Annotated in this window: 20 protein-coding genes, 1 tRNA gene and 2 pseudogenes; 13 read left to right on the top strand and 10 right to left on the bottom strand. The window is 25.3% G+C overall.

Annotated features, from left to right (window positions below; genetic code table 4):
• Window positions 1-111 precede the first annotated feature (111 nt).
• The 3 genes and pseudogenes from AAHM82_RS13830 to AAHM82_RS13840 all read left to right on the top strand — a co-directional run bounded on the left by AAHM82_RS13830 (window position 112) and on the right by AAHM82_RS13840 (window position 1,999).
• Complete coding sequence (locus tag AAHM82_RS13830; RefSeq protein WP_342263396.1) at window positions 112-552, top strand: transposase family protein; 441 nt, start codon at window positions 112-114, stop codon at window positions 550-552.
• Window positions 549-941, top strand: coding sequence for a transposase family protein (locus AAHM82_RS13835; RefSeq protein ID WP_342264845.1), 393 nt, complete (start codon window positions 549-551; stop codon window positions 939-941). The genes AAHM82_RS13830 and AAHM82_RS13835 overlap by 4 nt, the downstream gene beginning before the upstream one ends.
• A gap of 196 nt (window positions 942-1,137) precedes the next feature.
• A pseudogene (locus tag AAHM82_RS13840) lies at window positions 1,138-1,999 on the top strand (DegV family protein).
• Window positions 2,000-2,111: 112 nt separating this feature from the next.
• On the opposite strand, the gene AAHM82_RS06570 reads toward AAHM82_RS13840, so the two are convergent.
• From AAHM82_RS06570 to AAHM82_RS06595, 7 genes are all read right to left on the bottom strand, one after another.
• On the bottom strand, window positions 2,112-3,854 hold the full coding sequence (locus AAHM82_RS06570; protein WP_342263393.1) for a PTS transporter subunit EIIC: 1,743 nt from the start codon (window positions 3,852-3,854) through the stop codon (window positions 2,112-2,114).
• A 28-nt stretch (window positions 3,855-3,882) separates the two neighbouring features.
• Window positions 3,883-4,128 carry a hypothetical protein gene (locus AAHM82_RS06575; RefSeq protein ID WP_342263394.1) on the bottom strand — a complete coding sequence of 82 codons (246 nt, stop codon included), beginning with the start codon at window positions 4,126-4,128 and terminating at the stop codon, window positions 3,883-3,885.
• A gap of 414 nt (window positions 4,129-4,542) precedes the next feature.
• Entirely contained in the window at window positions 4,543-4,680 is a 138-nt protein-coding gene (locus AAHM82_RS06580; RefSeq protein ID WP_342263395.1) for a hypothetical protein, read from the bottom strand.
• 198 nt (window positions 4,681-4,878) lie between these two features.
• Window positions 4,879-4,954 (bottom strand) — tRNA-Trp (locus AAHM82_RS06585).
• The gene (locus AAHM82_RS13845; protein WP_425289009.1) at window positions 4,945-5,163 is read right to left on the bottom strand and encodes a hypothetical protein; all 219 of its coding nucleotides are present in this window, start codon (window positions 5,161-5,163) and stop codon (window positions 4,945-4,947) included. Before AAHM82_RS13845 ends, AAHM82_RS06585 begins: the two co-directional genes overlap by 10 nt.
• A complete protein-coding gene (locus AAHM82_RS06590; RefSeq protein WP_342263396.1) occupies window positions 5,160-5,600 on the bottom strand; it encodes a transposase family protein in 441 nt (146 codons plus the stop codon). The genes AAHM82_RS13845 and AAHM82_RS06590 overlap by 4 nt, the downstream gene beginning before the upstream one ends.
• A 48-nt stretch (window positions 5,601-5,648) precedes the next feature.
• Window positions 5,649-5,852, bottom strand: a complete 204-nt coding sequence (locus tag AAHM82_RS06595; protein ID WP_342263397.1) for a hypothetical protein — start codon at window positions 5,850-5,852, stop codon at window positions 5,649-5,651.
• Window positions 5,853-5,994: 142 nt separating this feature from the next.
• Between AAHM82_RS06595 and AAHM82_RS06600 the strand changes: the two genes are divergently transcribed.
• From AAHM82_RS06600 to AAHM82_RS06630, 8 genes are all read left to right on the top strand, one after another.
• Complete coding sequence (locus tag AAHM82_RS06600; RefSeq protein ID WP_342263352.1) at window positions 5,995-6,954, top strand: IS1/IS1595 family N-terminal zinc-binding domain-containing protein; 960 nt, start codon at window positions 5,995-5,997, stop codon at window positions 6,952-6,954.
• Between the two features lie 190 nt (window positions 6,955-7,144).
• Window positions 7,145-7,306, top strand: a complete 162-nt coding sequence (locus AAHM82_RS06605; RefSeq protein WP_342263398.1) for a hypothetical protein — start codon at window positions 7,145-7,147, stop codon at window positions 7,304-7,306.
• Entirely contained in the window at window positions 7,269-7,799 is a 531-nt protein-coding gene (locus AAHM82_RS06610; protein ID WP_342263399.1) for an IS1/IS1595 family N-terminal zinc-binding domain-containing protein, read from the top strand. Before AAHM82_RS06605 ends, AAHM82_RS06610 begins: the two co-directional genes overlap by 38 nt.
• Before the next feature lie 65 nt (window positions 7,800-7,864).
• Window positions 7,865-8,305 (top strand): transposase family protein, encoded by a 441-nt coding sequence (locus AAHM82_RS13850; protein ID WP_342263396.1) that lies wholly within the window; start codon window positions 7,865-7,867, stop codon window positions 8,303-8,305.
• A complete protein-coding gene (locus tag AAHM82_RS13855) occupies window positions 8,302-8,694 on the top strand; it encodes a transposase family protein (protein WP_342264845.1) in 393 nt (130 codons plus the stop codon). The genes AAHM82_RS13850 and AAHM82_RS13855 overlap by 4 nt, the downstream gene beginning before the upstream one ends.
• 188 nt (window positions 8,695-8,882) lie before the next feature.
• Window positions 8,883-9,188: a hypothetical protein gene (locus tag AAHM82_RS06620; RefSeq protein WP_342263400.1), complete on the top strand. Its 306-nt coding sequence runs from the start codon at window positions 8,883-8,885 to the stop codon at window positions 9,186-9,188.
• A gap of 284 nt (window positions 9,189-9,472) precedes the next feature.
• Complete coding sequence (locus tag AAHM82_RS06625) at window positions 9,473-11,983, top strand: transposase family protein (RefSeq protein ID WP_342263401.1); 2,511 nt, start codon at window positions 9,473-9,475, stop codon at window positions 11,981-11,983.
• An 11-nt stretch (window positions 11,984-11,994) separates the two neighbouring features.
• Entirely contained in the window at window positions 11,995-12,684 is a 690-nt protein-coding gene (locus AAHM82_RS06630) for a ParA family protein (RefSeq protein ID WP_342263402.1), read from the top strand.
• A gap of 34 nt (window positions 12,685-12,718) precedes the next feature.
• Here the strand turns inward: AAHM82_RS06630 and AAHM82_RS13860 are convergent.
• From AAHM82_RS13860 to AAHM82_RS06645, 3 genes and pseudogenes are all read right to left on the bottom strand, one after another.
• Window positions 12,719-13,394, bottom strand: a pseudogene (locus AAHM82_RS13860) (IS256 family transposase); the annotation flags it as partial.
• A 69-nt stretch (window positions 13,395-13,463) separates the two neighbouring features.
• Window positions 13,464-14,153 carry an IS1/IS1595 family N-terminal zinc-binding domain-containing protein gene (locus tag AAHM82_RS06640; protein ID WP_342263403.1) on the bottom strand — a complete coding sequence of 230 codons (690 nt, stop codon included), beginning with the start codon at window positions 14,151-14,153 and terminating at the stop codon, window positions 13,464-13,466.
• Window positions 14,116-14,271, bottom strand: a complete 156-nt coding sequence (locus AAHM82_RS06645; protein WP_342263404.1) for a hypothetical protein — start codon at window positions 14,269-14,271, stop codon at window positions 14,116-14,118. Before AAHM82_RS06645 ends, AAHM82_RS06640 begins: the two co-directional genes overlap by 38 nt.
• Before the next feature lie 314 nt (window positions 14,272-14,585).
• Between AAHM82_RS06645 and greA the strand changes: the two genes are divergently transcribed.
• Together greA and AAHM82_RS06655 are read left to right on the top strand one after the other, a co-directional pair.
• Entirely contained in the window at window positions 14,586-15,071 is a 486-nt protein-coding gene (greA, locus tag AAHM82_RS06650; RefSeq protein WP_342263405.1) for a transcription elongation factor GreA, read from the top strand.
• 358 nt (window positions 15,072-15,429) lie between these two features.
• Window positions 15,430-18,873, top strand: a complete 3,444-nt coding sequence (locus tag AAHM82_RS06655) for an ABC transporter permease (protein WP_342263406.1) — start codon at window positions 15,430-15,432, stop codon at window positions 18,871-18,873.
• Window positions 18,874-19,042 lie beyond the last annotated feature (169 nt).

The raw sequence follows: 19,042 nt of genomic DNA on the forward strand, positions 1-19,042 counted from the left end.
AGCTATATTTTTTTAATATTTGCATCGCTTCTTTAATTGATAATAGACTTCTTGCAAAATTAATTTAAAATATAATTGAATTGTTGTTTTTAATAAAAAGGTGGAATTTAAATGAAATTTAAAAAAAATAATCAAATAAGTGATAAAAATTTTTTAAGATTAACTGGTATTAAACATACTACTTTTAATAAAATGCTAGAAATTTTAAAAATAGAAGAATTAAAAAAGAGATTTCGTCGCGGAAGAACCAATAAATTATCATTAGAAAATCGTATTTTAATGACTTTAGAATATTGAAGAGAATATAGAACTTATTTTCATATTGCAAAAAGTTATGATATTAGTGAAAGTAGTTGTTATAGAAATATCAAATGAATTGAAGACACTTTAATAAAACACCCTAATTTTCAACAACTTACTGGTCAAAAATCACTATTAAAAGATTATTTCAAAGATAAGACTGTTATAATTGATGTAACTGAAAGCCAAATCCAACGCCCAAAAAAAGACAAAAACAGCACTACTCAAGAAAAAAGAAAAAACACACAATAAAAACACAAGTTATAATTGAAAAAGATAGTAAAAAAATTATTAGTTCTGATTTTTCTTATGGTAAAAACCATGACTTTAAAATTTTAAAAGATTCAAAAATTAAATTTTTACCAGAAACAACTGTTTTAGTGGATTTAGGTTATCAAGGCATACAAAAAATTAATCATAATGTTTTAATTCCTAAAAGAAAATCAAAGAAAAACCCTTTAAATAAAGAAGAAAAGCAAAATAATGAGCGAATTTCAAAAATGAGAATTGTTATTGAAAATGTTTTTGCTATACTTAAAAAATTTAAAATTATTAGTGAAAAATATCGAAATCGTAGAAAAAGATTTGCTTTAAGATTTAATTTAATAGCTTCAATTTATAATTTACAACTATTAGTTTAAATATATTTGATAATTTAAAATTTCAGTCTTTTTTTATTGTAAATAATAATTTTTATTATGTTTTAATGACAAAATATTTGTAAAAATAATCTAAAAATTATTTTAATAACACTTTTATATTTATTTTAAATTTAAAAATTATAATTATCATATTAATTTTGCAAGAAGTCTATTGAATAAAGTAAAGGAGAAAAAAATGTCCAACACAAATAAAAAAATTGCTATTATTGTTGATTCATCTAGCAACCTTGACCTTACAACGCTAAAAGAAAAAAATATTAATATCATTCCTTTATTAATAAGTTTTGAAGATGGAACTGAAATTGAAGATACCACTAGTGATATTAAAAAATCTAATTTTTATGCTCGTGTTAAAAATGGTGAATATACTAAAACTAGTCAATCATCACCAGGACAACTAATGAGCTTATGGCGAAAACTATTAGCTGAAGGAAATGATGAAATTATCTTTATTCCGATTGCTAAAGAATTATCTGGTCAATACCAAAATGCCTATATGCTATCACAAGAAAATGAATTTAAAAACCGCGTTCATATTATTGATACTAACGGCGCTGCTACATTTAATAATACATTAGCAATTAAAGCTACTGAAATTGTAGCTAATGGTGGTAACATTAATGATATTAATAAAATGGTAACCCAAGTTAAAAAATAGTTTAATTTACATTATCCCTGAAGATATCTCGCGACTTTCTAAAGGAGGTGGTCGTGCCAAATCTGTTGTTGCTTCCCTAATAAGTTTAATCCGCGTTAAAGTCATTATTAAATTTGGCGAAATATCAGAAAAAAGTGGAATTGCTAGAACCTTAAACAACGCTATTGAAAGCGTAATCACAAAAATTAAAGAATTTATTAAAAATGAAAATTATATCTTAGAAATTTTCACATCACAATGTGATAAAAAAATCATCACAATTATTAACAAGATTATAACCACCCACCCTAAACTTAAAATCAAAAAAGCATTCCTCCCTAACTGCTTTGTCAGTCATGCTGGTGTTAACTCCGTAGGAATTATTGTTGTTAAACAATAAATAAAATTAACAAAGAAAAAGGTAGCAACGCTACCTTTTTTATTTACAGCACTAACAATAATCGCAAGTTACCTTCTTTTAATGCTTTTAAAATAAAAACTATTTTCTATTTTTAAAAATTAGTTGCCAACAACTCTTTTGATGCTTGAAGCAATTTTTCTAATTCATCAACAATAAATTGGGCATCATTGCTAACAATGAGTTGCAAATCTTTGTCTGAAACCATTTTCGGATTAAGTTTATTATTAGCAATCCCTCTTATTTTAAATTTGATTTTATCTAATTGTTTAATCTTTCAATCATCAACATTTTTAACAACAATTCTCACCCTTGTGACACAATTACCAACACTAATAATATTATCTTTACCTAAAATATCCAAAATTTTTGTCGCTAATAGTTGATAAGAAACCAGTGGTAAACTGTTATCAAAATTATTTGTTTCACTAACAGTTTGCTCACGACCTAATGTCTGATAATTAAACTTCTTAATCAAATAACTAAAAGAAAAGTAATAAACTCCCCCGCTTAGAATACCAATTGGTAATATTCAAGCCGGATTTGCCAGCACTTGGGCAAAACCTGACTCCCAAGTTATTTTAGCAATTTTCATTGATTGATAAAAACTTAAAACATAATCAATAAAACCAGCAGAAAACCCAAAGCCAATCCGAATTCCTAAACCAACAGTAATTGCAGAAATAATCCCTGATAAGACAATATGAACAAAAAATAATACTGGAGCTGCATAAATAAAACTAAATTCTAACGGTTCAGTAACCCCAGTTAAAAATGAAACGGACGCAGCTCCAAGTAATAATGCCATAACTTTTTTTCTTTGGTCAGGATGAGCACATTTAATGATCGCCAAGGCAGCGGCAGGTAATCCAAACATCATAATGGGGAAAAACCCACTTTGAAATAATCCGGCACCAACAACTAAATCATTACTAAGAAATGCAGGAATATCACCATTAATAACTGTTCCATTCTCTGAAGTAACAAAAGGGTGTTGTCAAAAAAAATAAATATTAAAAACACGCATTAAACCACTAGCATTTAATGTTCTATTAAACATTGTATAAACGCTAGCAACCCCTCATTGAATATGACGCGTTGAATTGTCAACTTTTTCAGGAATAATAGTTTGTCCAAAACTTAAAAGTCCTAACTGAAGTCAAGGTCAAATTATTGCCACTAAAATAGCAACTGGTAAAGAAACTAAAATAACAACTAATGGCACAAATCTTCTTCCCGAAAAAAATGACAAAGCAGTTGGCAACTTAATGGATTGAAAACGATTATAACAAGTAGCTGCTAATATACCAGCAATAATGCCACTCAAAATCCCCATATCAATAGAATAAATAACTTCATTTCCTTTAAGTTGATATAAAAGTTTTGATTTATTTTCTAAGTTAACATCTAATAAAATTGTTGAATAAACAATTTTTGGTAATATGGTCATTAGACCAATTAATATTGTATAAGCAAAAAAACCAATAAGAGCTGCTTCACCACGATTATCTTTAGCAAAACCAAAAGCCACGCCAATAGCAAAAAGAACAGAAAGATTATCAAAAGCACTGCCACCAATAACCTGCAATACTGAACCAATATATCAAATAACACTATTCTCAGTAATTCCAAAATCTTTAGTCATCATTAATCCGCCCACACGACTCAATATCGCTGCGATAGGTAAAATAGCAATCGGAAACATTAATGATTTAGCAAGTTTTTGTAATCCTGAACTTGTTTTATTACGAAAATGTTTTAAAGTATTTTTTGGTTGAAAATTACTTGATATCAGTTTAAGTTTTTTAAAATTACTAAAAATATGTTTAAATTCCATTTAAATTCATCCCCACCTTTATTTTAATTTATAACTTAAAATTAATTATTTTTGCATACAAGAAATCTAATAATTGCATTAATAATTGCAATCTAATTGAAAAAACACTGCATAATTGTTCTTCTTCAGATTTAATTAAAAAATAGGATTTAAAACTTTTAACTAATTTTGTTTCTTTAGCAAAAATACCAATTGAATAAGCTTTATCTTTTACTTCTTCAATTATTTCACCAATTAAACTATTTGTACCACTATAATGATATGCAAATAACATCATCATCAGTAACTAATGGCAAGTATGAATAAATAACATTAATATCATGCTCACAAATAACATTTTTATTTACTCATCTTAATCTTTGTGTAAAAGAAATAGCAGAATAATATGAAATTCCAAAACCAAAAATAAAGATTGTTTTGACATCAATAATTTTTTTAGCAATTAAATCAGTATCTTTATTATATAAAATCTAAATATAATCGATTATTATCCTCCTCTCTTACTTTCATATATTCATTAAAAAAATAGGTAATATTATTTTTCAATTGCAAATTAGTATTAACTTGTCGTTCTGAATTTTTAATTCTTTGATTAACAACTTTTAATTGATACTTTAATTCAGTTCAACCACTTAGATTTAATTTTTGACAAAAGCGAATTATTGAACTAGAAGAAGTAAAACAAGCATTAGCAACACTTGTTTGATGTTCATTCATCAATTTGTTCTAAGTTATTTAAAATAAATGTGGCAATGCTGGCATTAATAACATTGTCTTCATTAAATTTTATATGATTTAATTTCTTAATAAAATCAAAATCTTCCAAAATGGCCTCCTTATTTCATTTATATTATCTTCCTGATAATTTTGAATTATATCGCAAAAACATTTCATCAGGTAAATTTTGGTAAAATTTCCAAAAAATGCAATATTCTTCATTAAAAATATAAAAATAACCATTTGTAGGATGATACCAATAAATGGTTATTTTTATATTGCTATCATCCTTAATAACTAATTTTATTGGCAGGGGTAGCAGGACTTGAACCCACAACACGCGGTTTTGAAGACCGCTGTTCTACCAATTGAACTATACCCCTATAATATAAATATATTCTATCAAAGTTATTAAAACATTATGATTAATTTTTTGTATGCCTTGATAACCTAAATCCACTAAAACAGTTGTTTCTGGTAAAAATTTAATTTTTGAATCTTTTAAAATTTTAAAGTCATGGTTTTTACCATAAGAAAAATCAGAACTAATAATTTTTTTACTATCTTTTTCAATTATAACTTGTGTTTTTATTGTGTGTTTTTTCTTTTTTCCTGAGTAGTGCTGTTTTTGTCTTTTTTTGGGCGTTGGATTTGGCTTTCAGTTACATCAATTATAACAGTCTTATCTTTGAAATAATCTTTTAATAGTGATTTTTGACCAGTAAGTTGTTGAAAATTAGGGTGTTTTATTAAAGTGTCTTCAATTCATTTGATATTTCTATAACAACTACTTTCACTAATATCATAACTTTTTGCAATATGAAAATAAGTTCTATATTCTCTTCAATATTCTAAAGTCATTAAAATACGATTTTCTAATGATAATTTATTGGTTCTTCCGCGACGAAATCTCTTTTTTAATTCTTCTATTTTTAAAATTTCTAGCATTTTATTAAAAGTAGTATGTTTAATACCAGTTAATCTTAAAAAATTTTTATCACTTATTTGATTATTTTTTTTAAATTTCATTTAAATTCCACCTTTTTATTAAAAACAACAATTCAATTATATTTTAAATTAATTTTGCAAGAAGTCTAATATAATTGTTTGTTCTTCATTATTAGTATCAATTATTTTGGCACTAATTGTTCCCTTAATTTTTTGCTTTAAATTTAATATAATTTCAGATTCAATTATTCTTATTGAATAATTAATTTTTAATTTTTCGCTGGGATTAAGTTCAAATTTATCAGCGGGTTCCTTAAAAATACTTAAAATCATTTCTTTTTCTTGTTTATTTGTGTTTGATAAATCAAATTCATTTGATAATACATTAATTTTAATTTTGTCGAAAACTCTTGATATTTATTGAATATACTTAATTTTAGGTATATTTTTAATATGATAGAGGGGGATAATAATTATGGAAAAAATAATTCAAGAACTAGTAAATACTTTAACAGATGATCAATTTTTAGAATTTTATGAAAAAGTCAAACAACAAGCAGAATTAATAAAAAAACAAAAACGTTTAAATGAAATTGATCAAAAATTTAGAGCGCAAGGTATTAAATGCCCTAAATGTGAATCTTACCATTGCGTTAAAAATGGACATAATTCAGAAGGAAAACAAAAATATTTATGTAAAAATTGCCGTGCAAGTTTTGACGCTTTTCGTAATCATTTTATTTATTGAAGTCATTTAAATTATGAACAATGAAATTTATTGATTCAAATTTCATTGCTGGGGCAATCTAGTAAAACAATTTCTCGTTTTATTAAAACTACATTAAAAACTGCTTGATATAATCGTCAAAAATTAATGAAATCAAAACAATTAGAAAATACCCAATTAAAATTTAAAAAATTATCTGGTAAAATCCAAATCGATGAAACATTTATTAAAGAAATCCATAAAGGAAATTTCAAATATAAAACTGATCCACGAAGAATTCACCTTGACCCATTCGCAACTAATACTAAATGCTGTATTCAAATGGCAATTGATAATAATAACAATATTTATGTTAAATCCACAAACACCAAACGTTTACAAAAACAATGAGTTATTGAAAATATGAACAAAGAATTAATTAACGAAAATTCAATTATTACTTCTGATATGCAAAAATTATATTTTTTAGTAGCAAAACAAACAAATTCTACTTTATGTGTAACTAAAACAACAATTAATCCTGAAGCTAGTTATCGTAACTTAAATAAAATCAGTAAATTACAATCTAGTCTTAAAGAAGCCTTAATTCATTATCATGGTTTAGGTTTTACTAATATTCAAAATTATTTAAATCTCTGAAAATGAAAATACCAACATAAGGGTTTAACTCCAAACCAACAAACAGCGGTATTATATTTTAATGTATAAAAAAGTTAAAGTAAAAATAGTAATTTTACATAAAAGCCTTTTAAAATTATCAAGTTGATGATTTTTTTTATTTTATCAAGAGTTTTCGACAAAATTAAAAAAAATTTTAATTTTGTCGAAAACTCTTGATATTTATTGAATATATTTAATTTTAGGTATATTTTTAATATGATAGAGGTGGATAATAATTATGGAAAAAATAATTCAAGAACTAGTAAATACTTTAACAGATGATCAATTTTTAGAATTTTATGAAAAAGTCAAACAACAAGCAGAATTAATAAAAAAACAAAAACAAAAACAAAAACGGTTAAATGAAATTGATCAAAAATTTAGAGCGCAAGGTATTTAAATGCCCTAAATGTGAATCTTACCATTGCGTTAAAAATGGACATAATTCAGAAGGAAAACAAAAATATTTATGTAAAAATTGCCGTGCAAGTTTTGACGCTTTTCGTAATCATTTTATTTATTGAAGTCATTTAAATTATGAACAATGAAATTTATTGATTCAAATTTCATTGCTGGGGCAATCTAGTAAAACAATTTCTCGTTTTATTAAAACTACATTAAAAACTGCTTGATATAATCGTCAAAAATTAATGAAATCAAAACAATTAGAAAATACCCAATTAAAATTTAAAAAATTATCTGGTAAAATCCAAATCGATGAAACATTTATTAAAGAAATCCATAAAGGAAATTTCAAATATAAAACTGATCCACGAAGAATTCACCTTGACCCATTCGCAACTAATACTAAATGTTGTATTCAAATGGCAATTGATAATAATAACAATATTTATGTTAAATCCACAAACACCAAACGTTTACAAAAACAATAGACTTCTTGCAAAATTAATTTAAAATATAATTGAATTGTTGTTTTTAATAAAAAGGTGGAATTTAAATGAAATTTAAAAAAAATAATCAAATAAGTGATAAAAATTTTTTAAGATTAACTGGTATTAAACATACTACTTTTAATAAAATGCTAGAAATTTTAAAAATAGAAGAATTAAAAAAGAGATTTCGTCGCGGAAGAACCAATAAATTATCATTAGAAAATCGTATTTTAATGACTTTAGAATATTGAAGAGAATATAGAACTTATTTTCATATTGCAAAAAGTTATGATATTAGTGAAAGTAGTTGTTATAGAAATATCAAATGAATTGAAGACACTTTAATAAAACACCCTAATTTTCAACAACTTACTGGTCAAAAATCACTATTAAAAGATTATTTCAAAGATAAGACTGTTATAATTGATGTAACTGAAAGCCAAATCCAACGCCCAAAAAAAGACAAAAACAGCACTACTCAGGAAAAAAGAAAAAACACACAATAAAAACACAAGTTATAATTGAAAAAGATAGTAAAAAAATTATTAGTTCTGATTTTTCTTATGGTAAAAACCATGACTTTAAAATTTTAAAAGATTCAAAAATTAAATTTTTACCAGAAACAACTGTTTTAGTGGATTTAGGTTATCAAGGCATACAAAAAATTAATCATAATGTTTTAATTCCTAAAAGAAAATCAAAGAAAAACCCTTTAAATAAAGAAGAAAAGCAAAATAATGAGCGAATTTCAAAAATGAGAATTGTTATTGAAAATGTTTTTGCTATACTTAAAAAATTTAAAATTATTAGTGAAAAATATCGAAATCGTAGAAAAAGATTTGCTTTAAGATTTAATTTAATAGCTTCAATTTATAATTTACAACTATTAGTTTAAATATATTTGATAATTTAAAATTTCAGTCTTTTTTTATTGTAAATAATAATTTTTATTATGTTTTAATGACAAAATATTTGTAAAAATAATCTAAAAATTATTTTAATAACACTTTTATATTTATTTTAAATTTAAAAATTATAATTATCATATTAATTTTGCAAGAAGTCTAATGAGTTATTGAAAATATGAACAAAGAATTAATTAACGAAAATTCAATTATTACTTCTGATATGCAAAAATTATATTTTTTAGTAGCAAAACAAACAAATTCTACTTTATGTGTAACTAAAACAACAACTAATCCTGAAGCTAGTTATCGTAACTTAAATAAAATCAGTAAATTACAATCTAGTCTTAAAGAAGCCTTAATTCATTATCATGGTTTAGGTTTTACTAATATTCAAAATTATTTAAATCTCTGAAAATGAAAATACCAACATAAGGGTTTAACTCCAAACCAACAAACAGCGGTATTATATTTTAATGTATAAAAAAGTTAAAGTAAAAATAGTAATTTTACATAAAAGCCTTTTAAAATTATCAAGTTGATGATTTTTTTTATTTTATCAAGAGTTTTCGACAAAATTAAAGAAAAAAATTGCACATCTATTTATATAGATGTGATAAAATGACAGTGGTAAGTAGTTTGTTCTTCTTACTCATTAAAATTTTATAAAGTGATACTAAGTTATCTGAACAATAACTTAGTATCGTGGAAACACAGTCTCTTCAAAATGATTTGTGTTTCCATTTTTATTAAAAGAAAGGAAATAGAATGAAAAAATTACTTAGTTTATTAACCATACCAGCTATAGCAACGAGCGTTCCTGCTCCGTTGCTTGCCAATGCACCAGTAGAAAGAGTTAAACGGGATATTAACAAACTTACCCCACAACTAATTAGAAATAAAAGAGAAAGTAATAAAGTTTATGATTTTAAAATTAAAGGTTTAAAAAAAGTGAGGTTTGTAATTTCAAAACAAAAAAATAATATTACACGAGTTAACATATTAAAAATGGATAACATTAATTTAAATGGGAAATTACCAGAATTAAGAAATTTAGAAAACCTTAGTTTCTTATTTACACAAGAATTACAAAATAATCAGAGTAAACAAAAAGAAATTAAACAACTAATAACCGCATACGGCCAAGAAACCGCCATGCGAAATATATGAGTAATCAATAAAAACATAACGATCAAAGCACAGGGCACAAATTTAAAATATTTCGAATATGGTAATGATAAAGTAAATTACCAATTAAGCTCTACAAATAATTTTGAAGTTGAAATTGAAAGAGATAGTACCGACAATTTGGATAATTTGGATTGAGTAAAACAGCAAAATCAGTTTAATTTGATAGATGGTAGTAAGACAAAAACTTGAACTCGCCCTGACTTAATTACGGTGGATGGGGAGTTAAACATTACTGTTGCTAACCCGAAGATTGATAAAGTTGTTTTTGATGATGTCCAACAAAGTCAAACAAATAAACAATGAAACATCAATATTAAACCCGAAACAAGCGAAAGAGACCATAATTTACAAGTAACTTTCACTTTGGATGGTAAACAATACACAAGTGAAATTATTGTCTCAATGCAAGCCAAAATTGACCCACCTAAACCAATTGTCAAAGAAAATTTAAGTGATGTGATTAAATTTGCTGATGAAAATAATTTAGGAAATATCTTAGATAACAGCGATGATACTATCAATGCAACAATTACCCCAATTAATTCTCGAATTATTGATTTTTCACAAATTGAATTTACAAAAAAAGATAATCATTCAGCAACTTTAATCGCGAAACCAGATAGCAAAAGTTATCAAGGTTCAGTGGTAGTTAAGTATAATGTTGTACCAGCAACAATCGTTGATTTAAAAATTGACCTACAACCAACATCACCATCAACACAAATTGATAAAGATTATTTGGGACAAATTGATACTAGTACAATCACCAACCCAGTTAATACATTCTACTATGCCAATAGTGAAAGTAAAATTACAATGCTTAAACCAACAGCAAGTAGTGTCATAACCGGGGCGGTTTATGGTTGTGATGATAAGTGAGCAAAGAATGGACAACAAATTAACATTGACCAAAACAATGGGATAAAACTTGATGGCAGTCAACTTGGAGCAATTAATGGAAAATATTTAATTGATTTAAAAAACGAATTAGGACACACCAACAAAATTTATTTACAAATAGTCCCAAAACAAGCAATCACAAATTATTTTGATACACCAAATGGTAAACAGTTTGAACAGTGAGCCAAAGACAACAAATATGATAATATCCGTGGATATCGTGCTAGTCAACTGAATAATTTGTTTGCGTTATCAAAAACTTGAAAACAAAGTTTAGCACATTTAAAACTGCAATTAGACCCATTTGTTGTAGAAAATATAAAAAATGTCACGCAAGATGAAATTGATACATATAAAACAAAACTACTAGTTAATATAAAATCACAAGTTGAAAAATATGTCCCTGATGTCATAGAAAACACCGATTATGTTATCAATACCAATAATCTTGTTGTGGATGATTGAACGGCCAGCAAAGATGTCATAGTTCAAGCAGTTGATAGTAGTATGAAATTGCTGAATTTTACCACGGCAACAATTTCAGTACAACAAAAAGACCACCAAGTGCCACCGATACTAAACACAGAACAAACCCCAGAACCTGACAATAATGGCGGGAATAGTAAACTGTGAATTATTGGGGTTGTTGTTGGTGTGTTGGGACTTGGTGGCATAGTATACTTGCTGTTCCACAAGTTTATTTTTAATAAATATATTTTGCCGAAAATTTATGCTCGTCGCCAGCAAAAAGTAGTTGCCCAGTCCCAGTGAGAGCACGACGACCGTGAAGAAGTCGAAGAGCAAGCTCACAAACAAGCCAAACGCGAAGAAAAACAAAACAGCAAAAATGATAACTTTAAATTTCTTAATGATAAAGAATTATTACGATTAACAGGAATAAAACAAAATACTTTTAATAAAATGTTAGATATTTTAAAAGAAGCTGAGTTAGAAAAGTTTAAAAAAGGCGGAAAAGCTAATAAATTATCACTAGAAAATCGTTTATTAATGACTTTATCATATTGACAAGGAAGTCACACTTATTTTCATCTTGGCAAAAGTTTTGGTATTAGTGAGACTAATTGTTATCGTAATATCAAATGAATTGAAAACACTTTAATTAAACACCCTAATTTTCAACAACTTGCTGGGCAAAAAACATTAATAAATAAACACTTTAATGATTAAAACAATTATTATTGATTGACCTCGACCCACAAGCTAATTTAACAAGTGTTTTTAAAAAAGATAATAATGAAAATATAGGTTCAGAGCAGTGGTTTAAATTGCCAAACAAAACAAAAACAGATGATTTAATTAACACTATTGAAATTTCAAAAGAAACAAATATTAGTTTAATTCCAACAAATTCTAAATTTGATGATATTAATAGATATTTATCTTCCACTAGTGGAAGAGAATTTATGTTTCAAAAGAATATAAATAAAGTCAGAGATTTTTTGCAAAATAAATATGATTATGTGTTGATTGATACAAACCCAAGCTTAAATGATACTAATATTTGTGCCTTAGTTGTTGCTGATGAAATTTTATTAGTAACAGAGCCTCATAGATTTTCAAACAGTGGAGCAATTAAGGTAAAGGAAATATGAGAAGAAATATGTGATAATTTAGAAATTAAAAATAATTTAAAAACCATTATTTTAAATAAGGTAAATAAGTCAGTGGCAAGAGAACAAGCAAAAGATATTTTATATAAAAAATATGAAAATTTAATATGTAAAAATTTTATTCCCTTTACGGCTAATATAGATAAATCTACAATGTTAAATAATATTAATATTACTCAAAAAAATCCTTTTGTGAGTTTAACAAATGAGTTAATAAAAAGAAATATATTTAATATAAAACCAAAAGAAGGTTTTTAATTGGGACTGTACAATTAACTGTGTCTCTAAGTAATTAACTTAAATTCACTCTGTCTTCAAATTTTATCATTAAATGTGAAATTGCACTACCCCAATTTTGAATTGGCATCGTTCATTTCTTAACCATATTTTGAAATGCTAAATAAAATATTTTAAAAACTGATGCGTCATTAGGAAAAATCTTTTTATTCTTAATGACTTTTCTTAATTGACTATTAACAGATTCAATCGCATTAGTTGTGTAAATAATTCTTCTAAATTCCTGAGGATATTCAAGAAAAATTATTAAATTATTTCAGTTATTTTTTCATGATTTAGTAATTTGTGGATACTTTTTATTTCATTTTTCTGAAAAATGATCTAAAGCAATTAACGCTATTTCTTCATTAATTGCTGTATAAATTGATTTTAAATCATTAGCTACAAGTTTGCGATCTTTGTAAGGAACAAATTTTAAACTATTGCGAATTTGATGAACAATGCATAATTGATGCTGTGTTTTTGGGAAAACAGCTTCTATTGCATCAGACAGACATCCCAGTTAAATTATCACTACAAGCAACAAGAATATCTTGTAACCCACGATTTTTCATTTCCGTAAGATTATTAAGTCAAAATTTGGCTCCCTCATTCTCACTAATTCACATTCCTAAAATATCTTTTAAACCATCTAAATTAATCCCTAAGGCAAGATAAACTGCTTTTCTAATTTTAAAGATAAGTATTGACAGGGTAAAAAACCCTTATTAAATATAGGGATTTGTAAAAACACGGTTTTACTAAAAACCCAGCAAAATCAAGGTTTTATTGAAATATCAATACTTATCTATAAAATTAAAGGAATTTGTTTGTTTTGCTACTAAAAAATATAATTTTTGCATATCAGAAGTAATAATTGAATTTTCGTTAATTAATTCTTTGTTCATATTTTCAATAACTCATTGTTTTTGTAAACGTTTGGTGTTTGTGGATTTAACATAAATATTGTTATTATTATCAATTGCCATTTGAATACAGCATTTAGTATTAGTTGCGAATGGGTCAAGGTGAATTCTTCGTGGATCAGTTTTATATTTGAAATTTTCTTTATGGATTTCTTTAATAAATGTTTCATCGATTTGGATTTTACCAGATAATTTTTTAAATTTTAATTGGGTATTTTCTAATTGTTTTGATTTCATTAATTTTTGACGATTATATCAAGCAGTTTTTAATGTAGTTTTAATAAAACGAGAAATTGTTTTACTAGATTGCCCCAGCAATGAAATTTGAATCAATAAATTTCATTGTTCATAATTTAAATGACTTCAATAAATAAAATGATTACGAAAAGCGTCAAAACTTGCACGGCAATTTTTACATAAATATTTTTGTTTTCCTTCTGAATTATGTCCATTTTTAACGCAATGGTAAGATTCACATTTAGGGCATTTAAATACCTTGCGCTCTAAATTTTTGATCAATTTCATTTAACCGTTTTTGTTTTTGTTTTTTTATTAATTCTGCTTGTTGTTTGACTTTTTCATAAAATTCTAAAAATTGATCATCTGTTAAAGTATTTACTAGTTCTTGAATTATTTTTTCCATAATTATTATCCACCTCTATCATATTAAAAATATACCTAAAATTAAGTATATTCAATAAATATCAAGAGTTTTCGACAAAATTAAAATAATTTTTATTGTGTAAAAATTCAATAATATGATAAAATGGTAATGAATAAAAATGACAATAATAAGAAAGGCAGGGTTAGTTTAGTAATTAAATAATATAATTAGCTGATTGTTTTACTTCTTCAAAGCAATACCTAAGAAAACTAAACGCGACCCAGCATCTTGCAAAAGTAAAAAAAGAAAAATAATATATGTTATAATACATATTAAATAAAGGAGACAAAGTAATGGAAGATAATAACAATAATGAAATTTTGTTAACTAAAGAAGGTAAAGAAGAATTAAAGCAAGAATTAAATGAATTAATCAATATTATTCGTCCACAAGTAATTAAAGAATTAGTTGAAGCACGAAACCAAGGTGACTTATCAGAAAATGCTGAGTATGAATCAGCAAGGAATCGCCAAGCTGAAGTTGAAGGCCGAATTAAAGAAATTGAAGATACTTTAGCTCGTGCTAAAGTTATTGCTACTGATCGTCAAGGAACTAAAACCATTAGAATTGGTTCAATAGTAACTATTGTTAATTTAGAAACTAATGATAAATCAACATTTAAAGTTGTTGGTACTGTGGAGGCTGATCCTTTTGAAAATAAAATTTCTAACGAGACTCCCTTAGTTAAAGCCATTTTTGATCACAGTGTTAATGATATTGTTGAAATTAAAGGTAAAGAAACAAAATATAAAGTTAAAATTTTAGAAATTGGAAAATAAAATATTAAATATTAAAAATTTAAAGTAGTGGATTTTGGGAGTGATATCGTGAAGTTAACTGTTCTGACAAATAAAAGTGGTACTTTGCAAATTAGTCAATTAGTTATTAAAAAATTATTAATTTCATATTTAAAATCATTTCCATCATTAGATATTCAGAGAAAAAATATTAAAATTAATTTTTTTAGTGAACAATGAGGTAGTATCAATAATTTTAAAAGTAAATAAAGAAACAAATTTAGAAACTCTTTGCGAACATTTACAAAACCACATTATTAATAATATCAATGAATCAATATTGATTAAACCCAATAATATTCACTTTATTGTTAGTGCTACTAAATAAGGAGTTAAGGAGATGTTTGTTCTTTTAAAAAACTCTTTTCGTTCTATTAAGAAACGATTTTTACAATATATTGGTTTACTAATTTTGCTGGTGCTAGCAATTAGTATTTTTAGTGCCATGTTTGCTAACAATCAGCAAATTACATCAAAGTATGATTTAATCTATAAAAATCCTTTGCGACCAACACATCGTATTTCTAATCCCTCAGAATTAAAGTTAATTGATGATAGTAGTAGCAATACAACTATTGATTTAACAGAACATACTAGCATTCCTTTTGAAAATAATAATGCTAAATTAATGCTAATGTTAGCAAAACTTGAAAATGAAGGTTTTAATTGTCAAATTGAAAATCAAAACAAACAAGAACCTTTTATTGATCCAATACTTTGTTCAATCCATTTAATTATCATCACTCAAAATAAAGATAGTGATAAAGTTCCACTTCGTGAAACTAGCATTCGTAATTGGCGAATTTTAATGGCAACAAAATCTAAAAATATTAAAAGTTCATTATTTTTTAAAGGACGCATCCAAAATAATAATGCTCAGGAATTTGATATTGTTCCTAGTTTTGATTTAGAAAATATTGGATTAATTAATAATAATCCTGTTAGTATTGTTAAAGGGCGAATTCCGATAAGAAATGATGAAATTGTTATTAGTGAGACTTATAGTTATGTCCATAATATTAAAATTAATGATTCATTTATAATTAAAAATAATAAATTTATTGTTGTCGGTATCGGAAATAGTTATACAACAAAGTTTATTCAAAAAAATAGTTTAATTCAAACAGTAGTTCCCGAACATTTAAGTCCTAAAGATAATGGCGTAATTTATACTACCCTTGATCTTTTATTTGATGATCATTTTCGTAATGATACTAAAAGTAGTTTTAAAAATTCTAATATTTATTTAACAATTAGTGGTGATGAAGTTCAAGCTCAAAAAGATATTTACAAGAAATTAAAAGAAAAAACTTTAATTGAAGATGTTAATAAAAATTTTATTAAAGTTATAAGTGATGAATTAGTAAGTAATTTAATTATTCAAAGTATTGTTTTTATTGCTTTAACTTTTATTTCAATGTCAGCATTAGTTTTAATTGTATCTTTTTTTATTCGTAAAGAAATTAATGACCAACGCACTCAAATTGGAATTTTAAAATCATTTGGTTATAAAGGTTGACAAATTTCATTTAATTTTATTGGTTCAATTTTTATTATTACATCTTTGGCTGCTATTTTAGGATTTGGAATTTCATTGCTATTTCAAAAGCAATTTTCAGGAGCAATGTTAATTTATAATTTCGGCATTGTAACATTTTATTTTGATATTAAAATTTCATTAATTTTTTTCATCTTTTTACCATTATTATTTACTTTTGTTTGTTGAGGATTAACAACCTTTCTTTTGCGGATGCCCGTACTACAATTAATTTATGCTTCCAATAGTAGTAAAGGTTATTTAGCAGCACATTTTTTTAAATCATTAGTAGTTAAATTTCCGTTTTCATTTCGTCTTTCGGTAGCTTTTTTTACTAAATCATTTGGGAAATGATTAGTAAGTGGTAGTATTTTGCTATTAGCTTCGTTTATTTTATTTTTACAATATTTAACTGTGGATACAATGAATCATAAAATTGATAGTTTTAATTCCGAATGAAAAGTTGCTGGCAGTAACAGCTATAATGAACAATATCGTAATATTACTGATTATGATCAATTTAATGGTAATAATAGAAAACAATCGGCAACGACTGCTTATTTTTACAATCAACAATATGAATATATTGCTTTACAAGATATAATTGGTCCTCAGACATCTAATGTTTATAACCACAATTCTAAGAGAGAATTTGCATATTATCTCGTTGATTGACAAGATGAAGAAATAAAACCTGATACTAAAAAAACAACTATTTATCGTGTTTTTAACAGTATTGACAATGAGAAGTTAAAAGAAATTTTCGGTGTTGTTGAGAAAATTCTAAATGAAAATCCTAATATTAGTCTTATACAAATATACAATCAACTAAATTCTGATAAACAAAACCAACTTATGAAATGATTTAATCGTCTTAAAGCGTTACAAATAAAAATTCCCGAACGATATAAATTTAATATTAGTAGTGACACAATAGCTATTATTTTAAAAAATCGGAAATTAATTATTGAACTTAGTAAAAAATTGCCATCTGAATTTAATTTTAAAGACATTATGAGTTTTTTAAACATTATTGAAGATTTTAAAAATACTAATATTAATATTAATATTGAAAATATTGATTTAACTCTTAATTATGTAGAATATGATAATACACAAGATTATTTGATGAATCGTTATTATTTCAATATTCCCACATTAAACGCGATTCAAAAGATTAATTCAGGATTTAATGCCTTTGTTTATGGTGTAAATCAAAAATCTTTTCAAGACATATTAAATATTAAACATAGTGATCAATACATTGATCAACTTTACTTTAATAATCCTAATGATTATGATGCTAAGCGTCGCATATTACCAGTTCTTGTTTCTCGTAGTTATGCTGAATATTATCAGCATCAATATCAAGTGGGTGATATTATTAATAATTTTAATATGTTTTGAATTAAAGATATGAATATTAAAATTGTTGGTATTATTGATAATGCTACCGATGGATGAAGTATTGTCACTAATGAAAAACTAATTGCGAAATATTTTGTTTATCGTGAAGCTATTAAGAATGGTGATGATTATGCCATTATTGATGTTAATAAAGAAGGTAATGATTTTCAAAATAATAATTTTTATAACTTTATAATGGGGAAAAATGAAGTATTACAACCCTTACGATCAATGGGACTTTATTATGAAAGAGATAGTATTCCGATTGTTACAATTGATAGTATTAGTATTAACAACAATAAAAACAATTTAGTAAGACCACCATTAATAAAAGATGAACCTAACATTCCAAAATTAGGAATTAAGAATACTGCTAATTTTAATAACATGCTTATTATTCGTTTAGCAAAAGAGGGTATTAGCAATCTTTTAAATATCATTAGTAGTGTTCTAGATACAATTCGTTATGTAACCTTAGTAGTAGTAATTATTGTTTTAATTTTATTAGTTTCAATGATTATTGATGACAATATTTTTATTATTGCAACAATGAAAATTCTTGGTTATCATATTAAACAAATTGTTAGTTTAGTTATTGGTTGATATTTAATTGCTGTTATTCTTTTCTTTGCTGATGGTGTTGGACTTTCATTTTTAACTTGATATATTGTAGGTGCTAATATATTTAAACTCGCAGGAATTATGTATCCAACTCATATTTCATTAATTTCTTTATTATTAACAATTGGCATTGTTTTATTTATTCTTCTCATAACATACTTTATTTCAATTTTTATTATTCAAAGAAAGGATGTTCTCATCTTACAAAAAACATCATAGAAAAAACTAGTTTAAACAAAAAAAGATTAGCAATTTTTATAAAAAGAAAAAAAATAACCTTGCTATTTTAATTTTAATATTTCATAATACTTTTATGAGAATTGGAAATCATCAGTTTTTTAAAATTTTTAAAAAGCTATAGCAGTTCAGGAATGTACTTTGCAATAAA

It is taken from the genome of Spiroplasma endosymbiont of Clivina fossor (genome assembly GCF_964031115.1).
Classification (GTDB): Bacteria; Bacillota_I; Bacilli_A; order Mycoplasmatales; family Nriv7; genus Nriv7.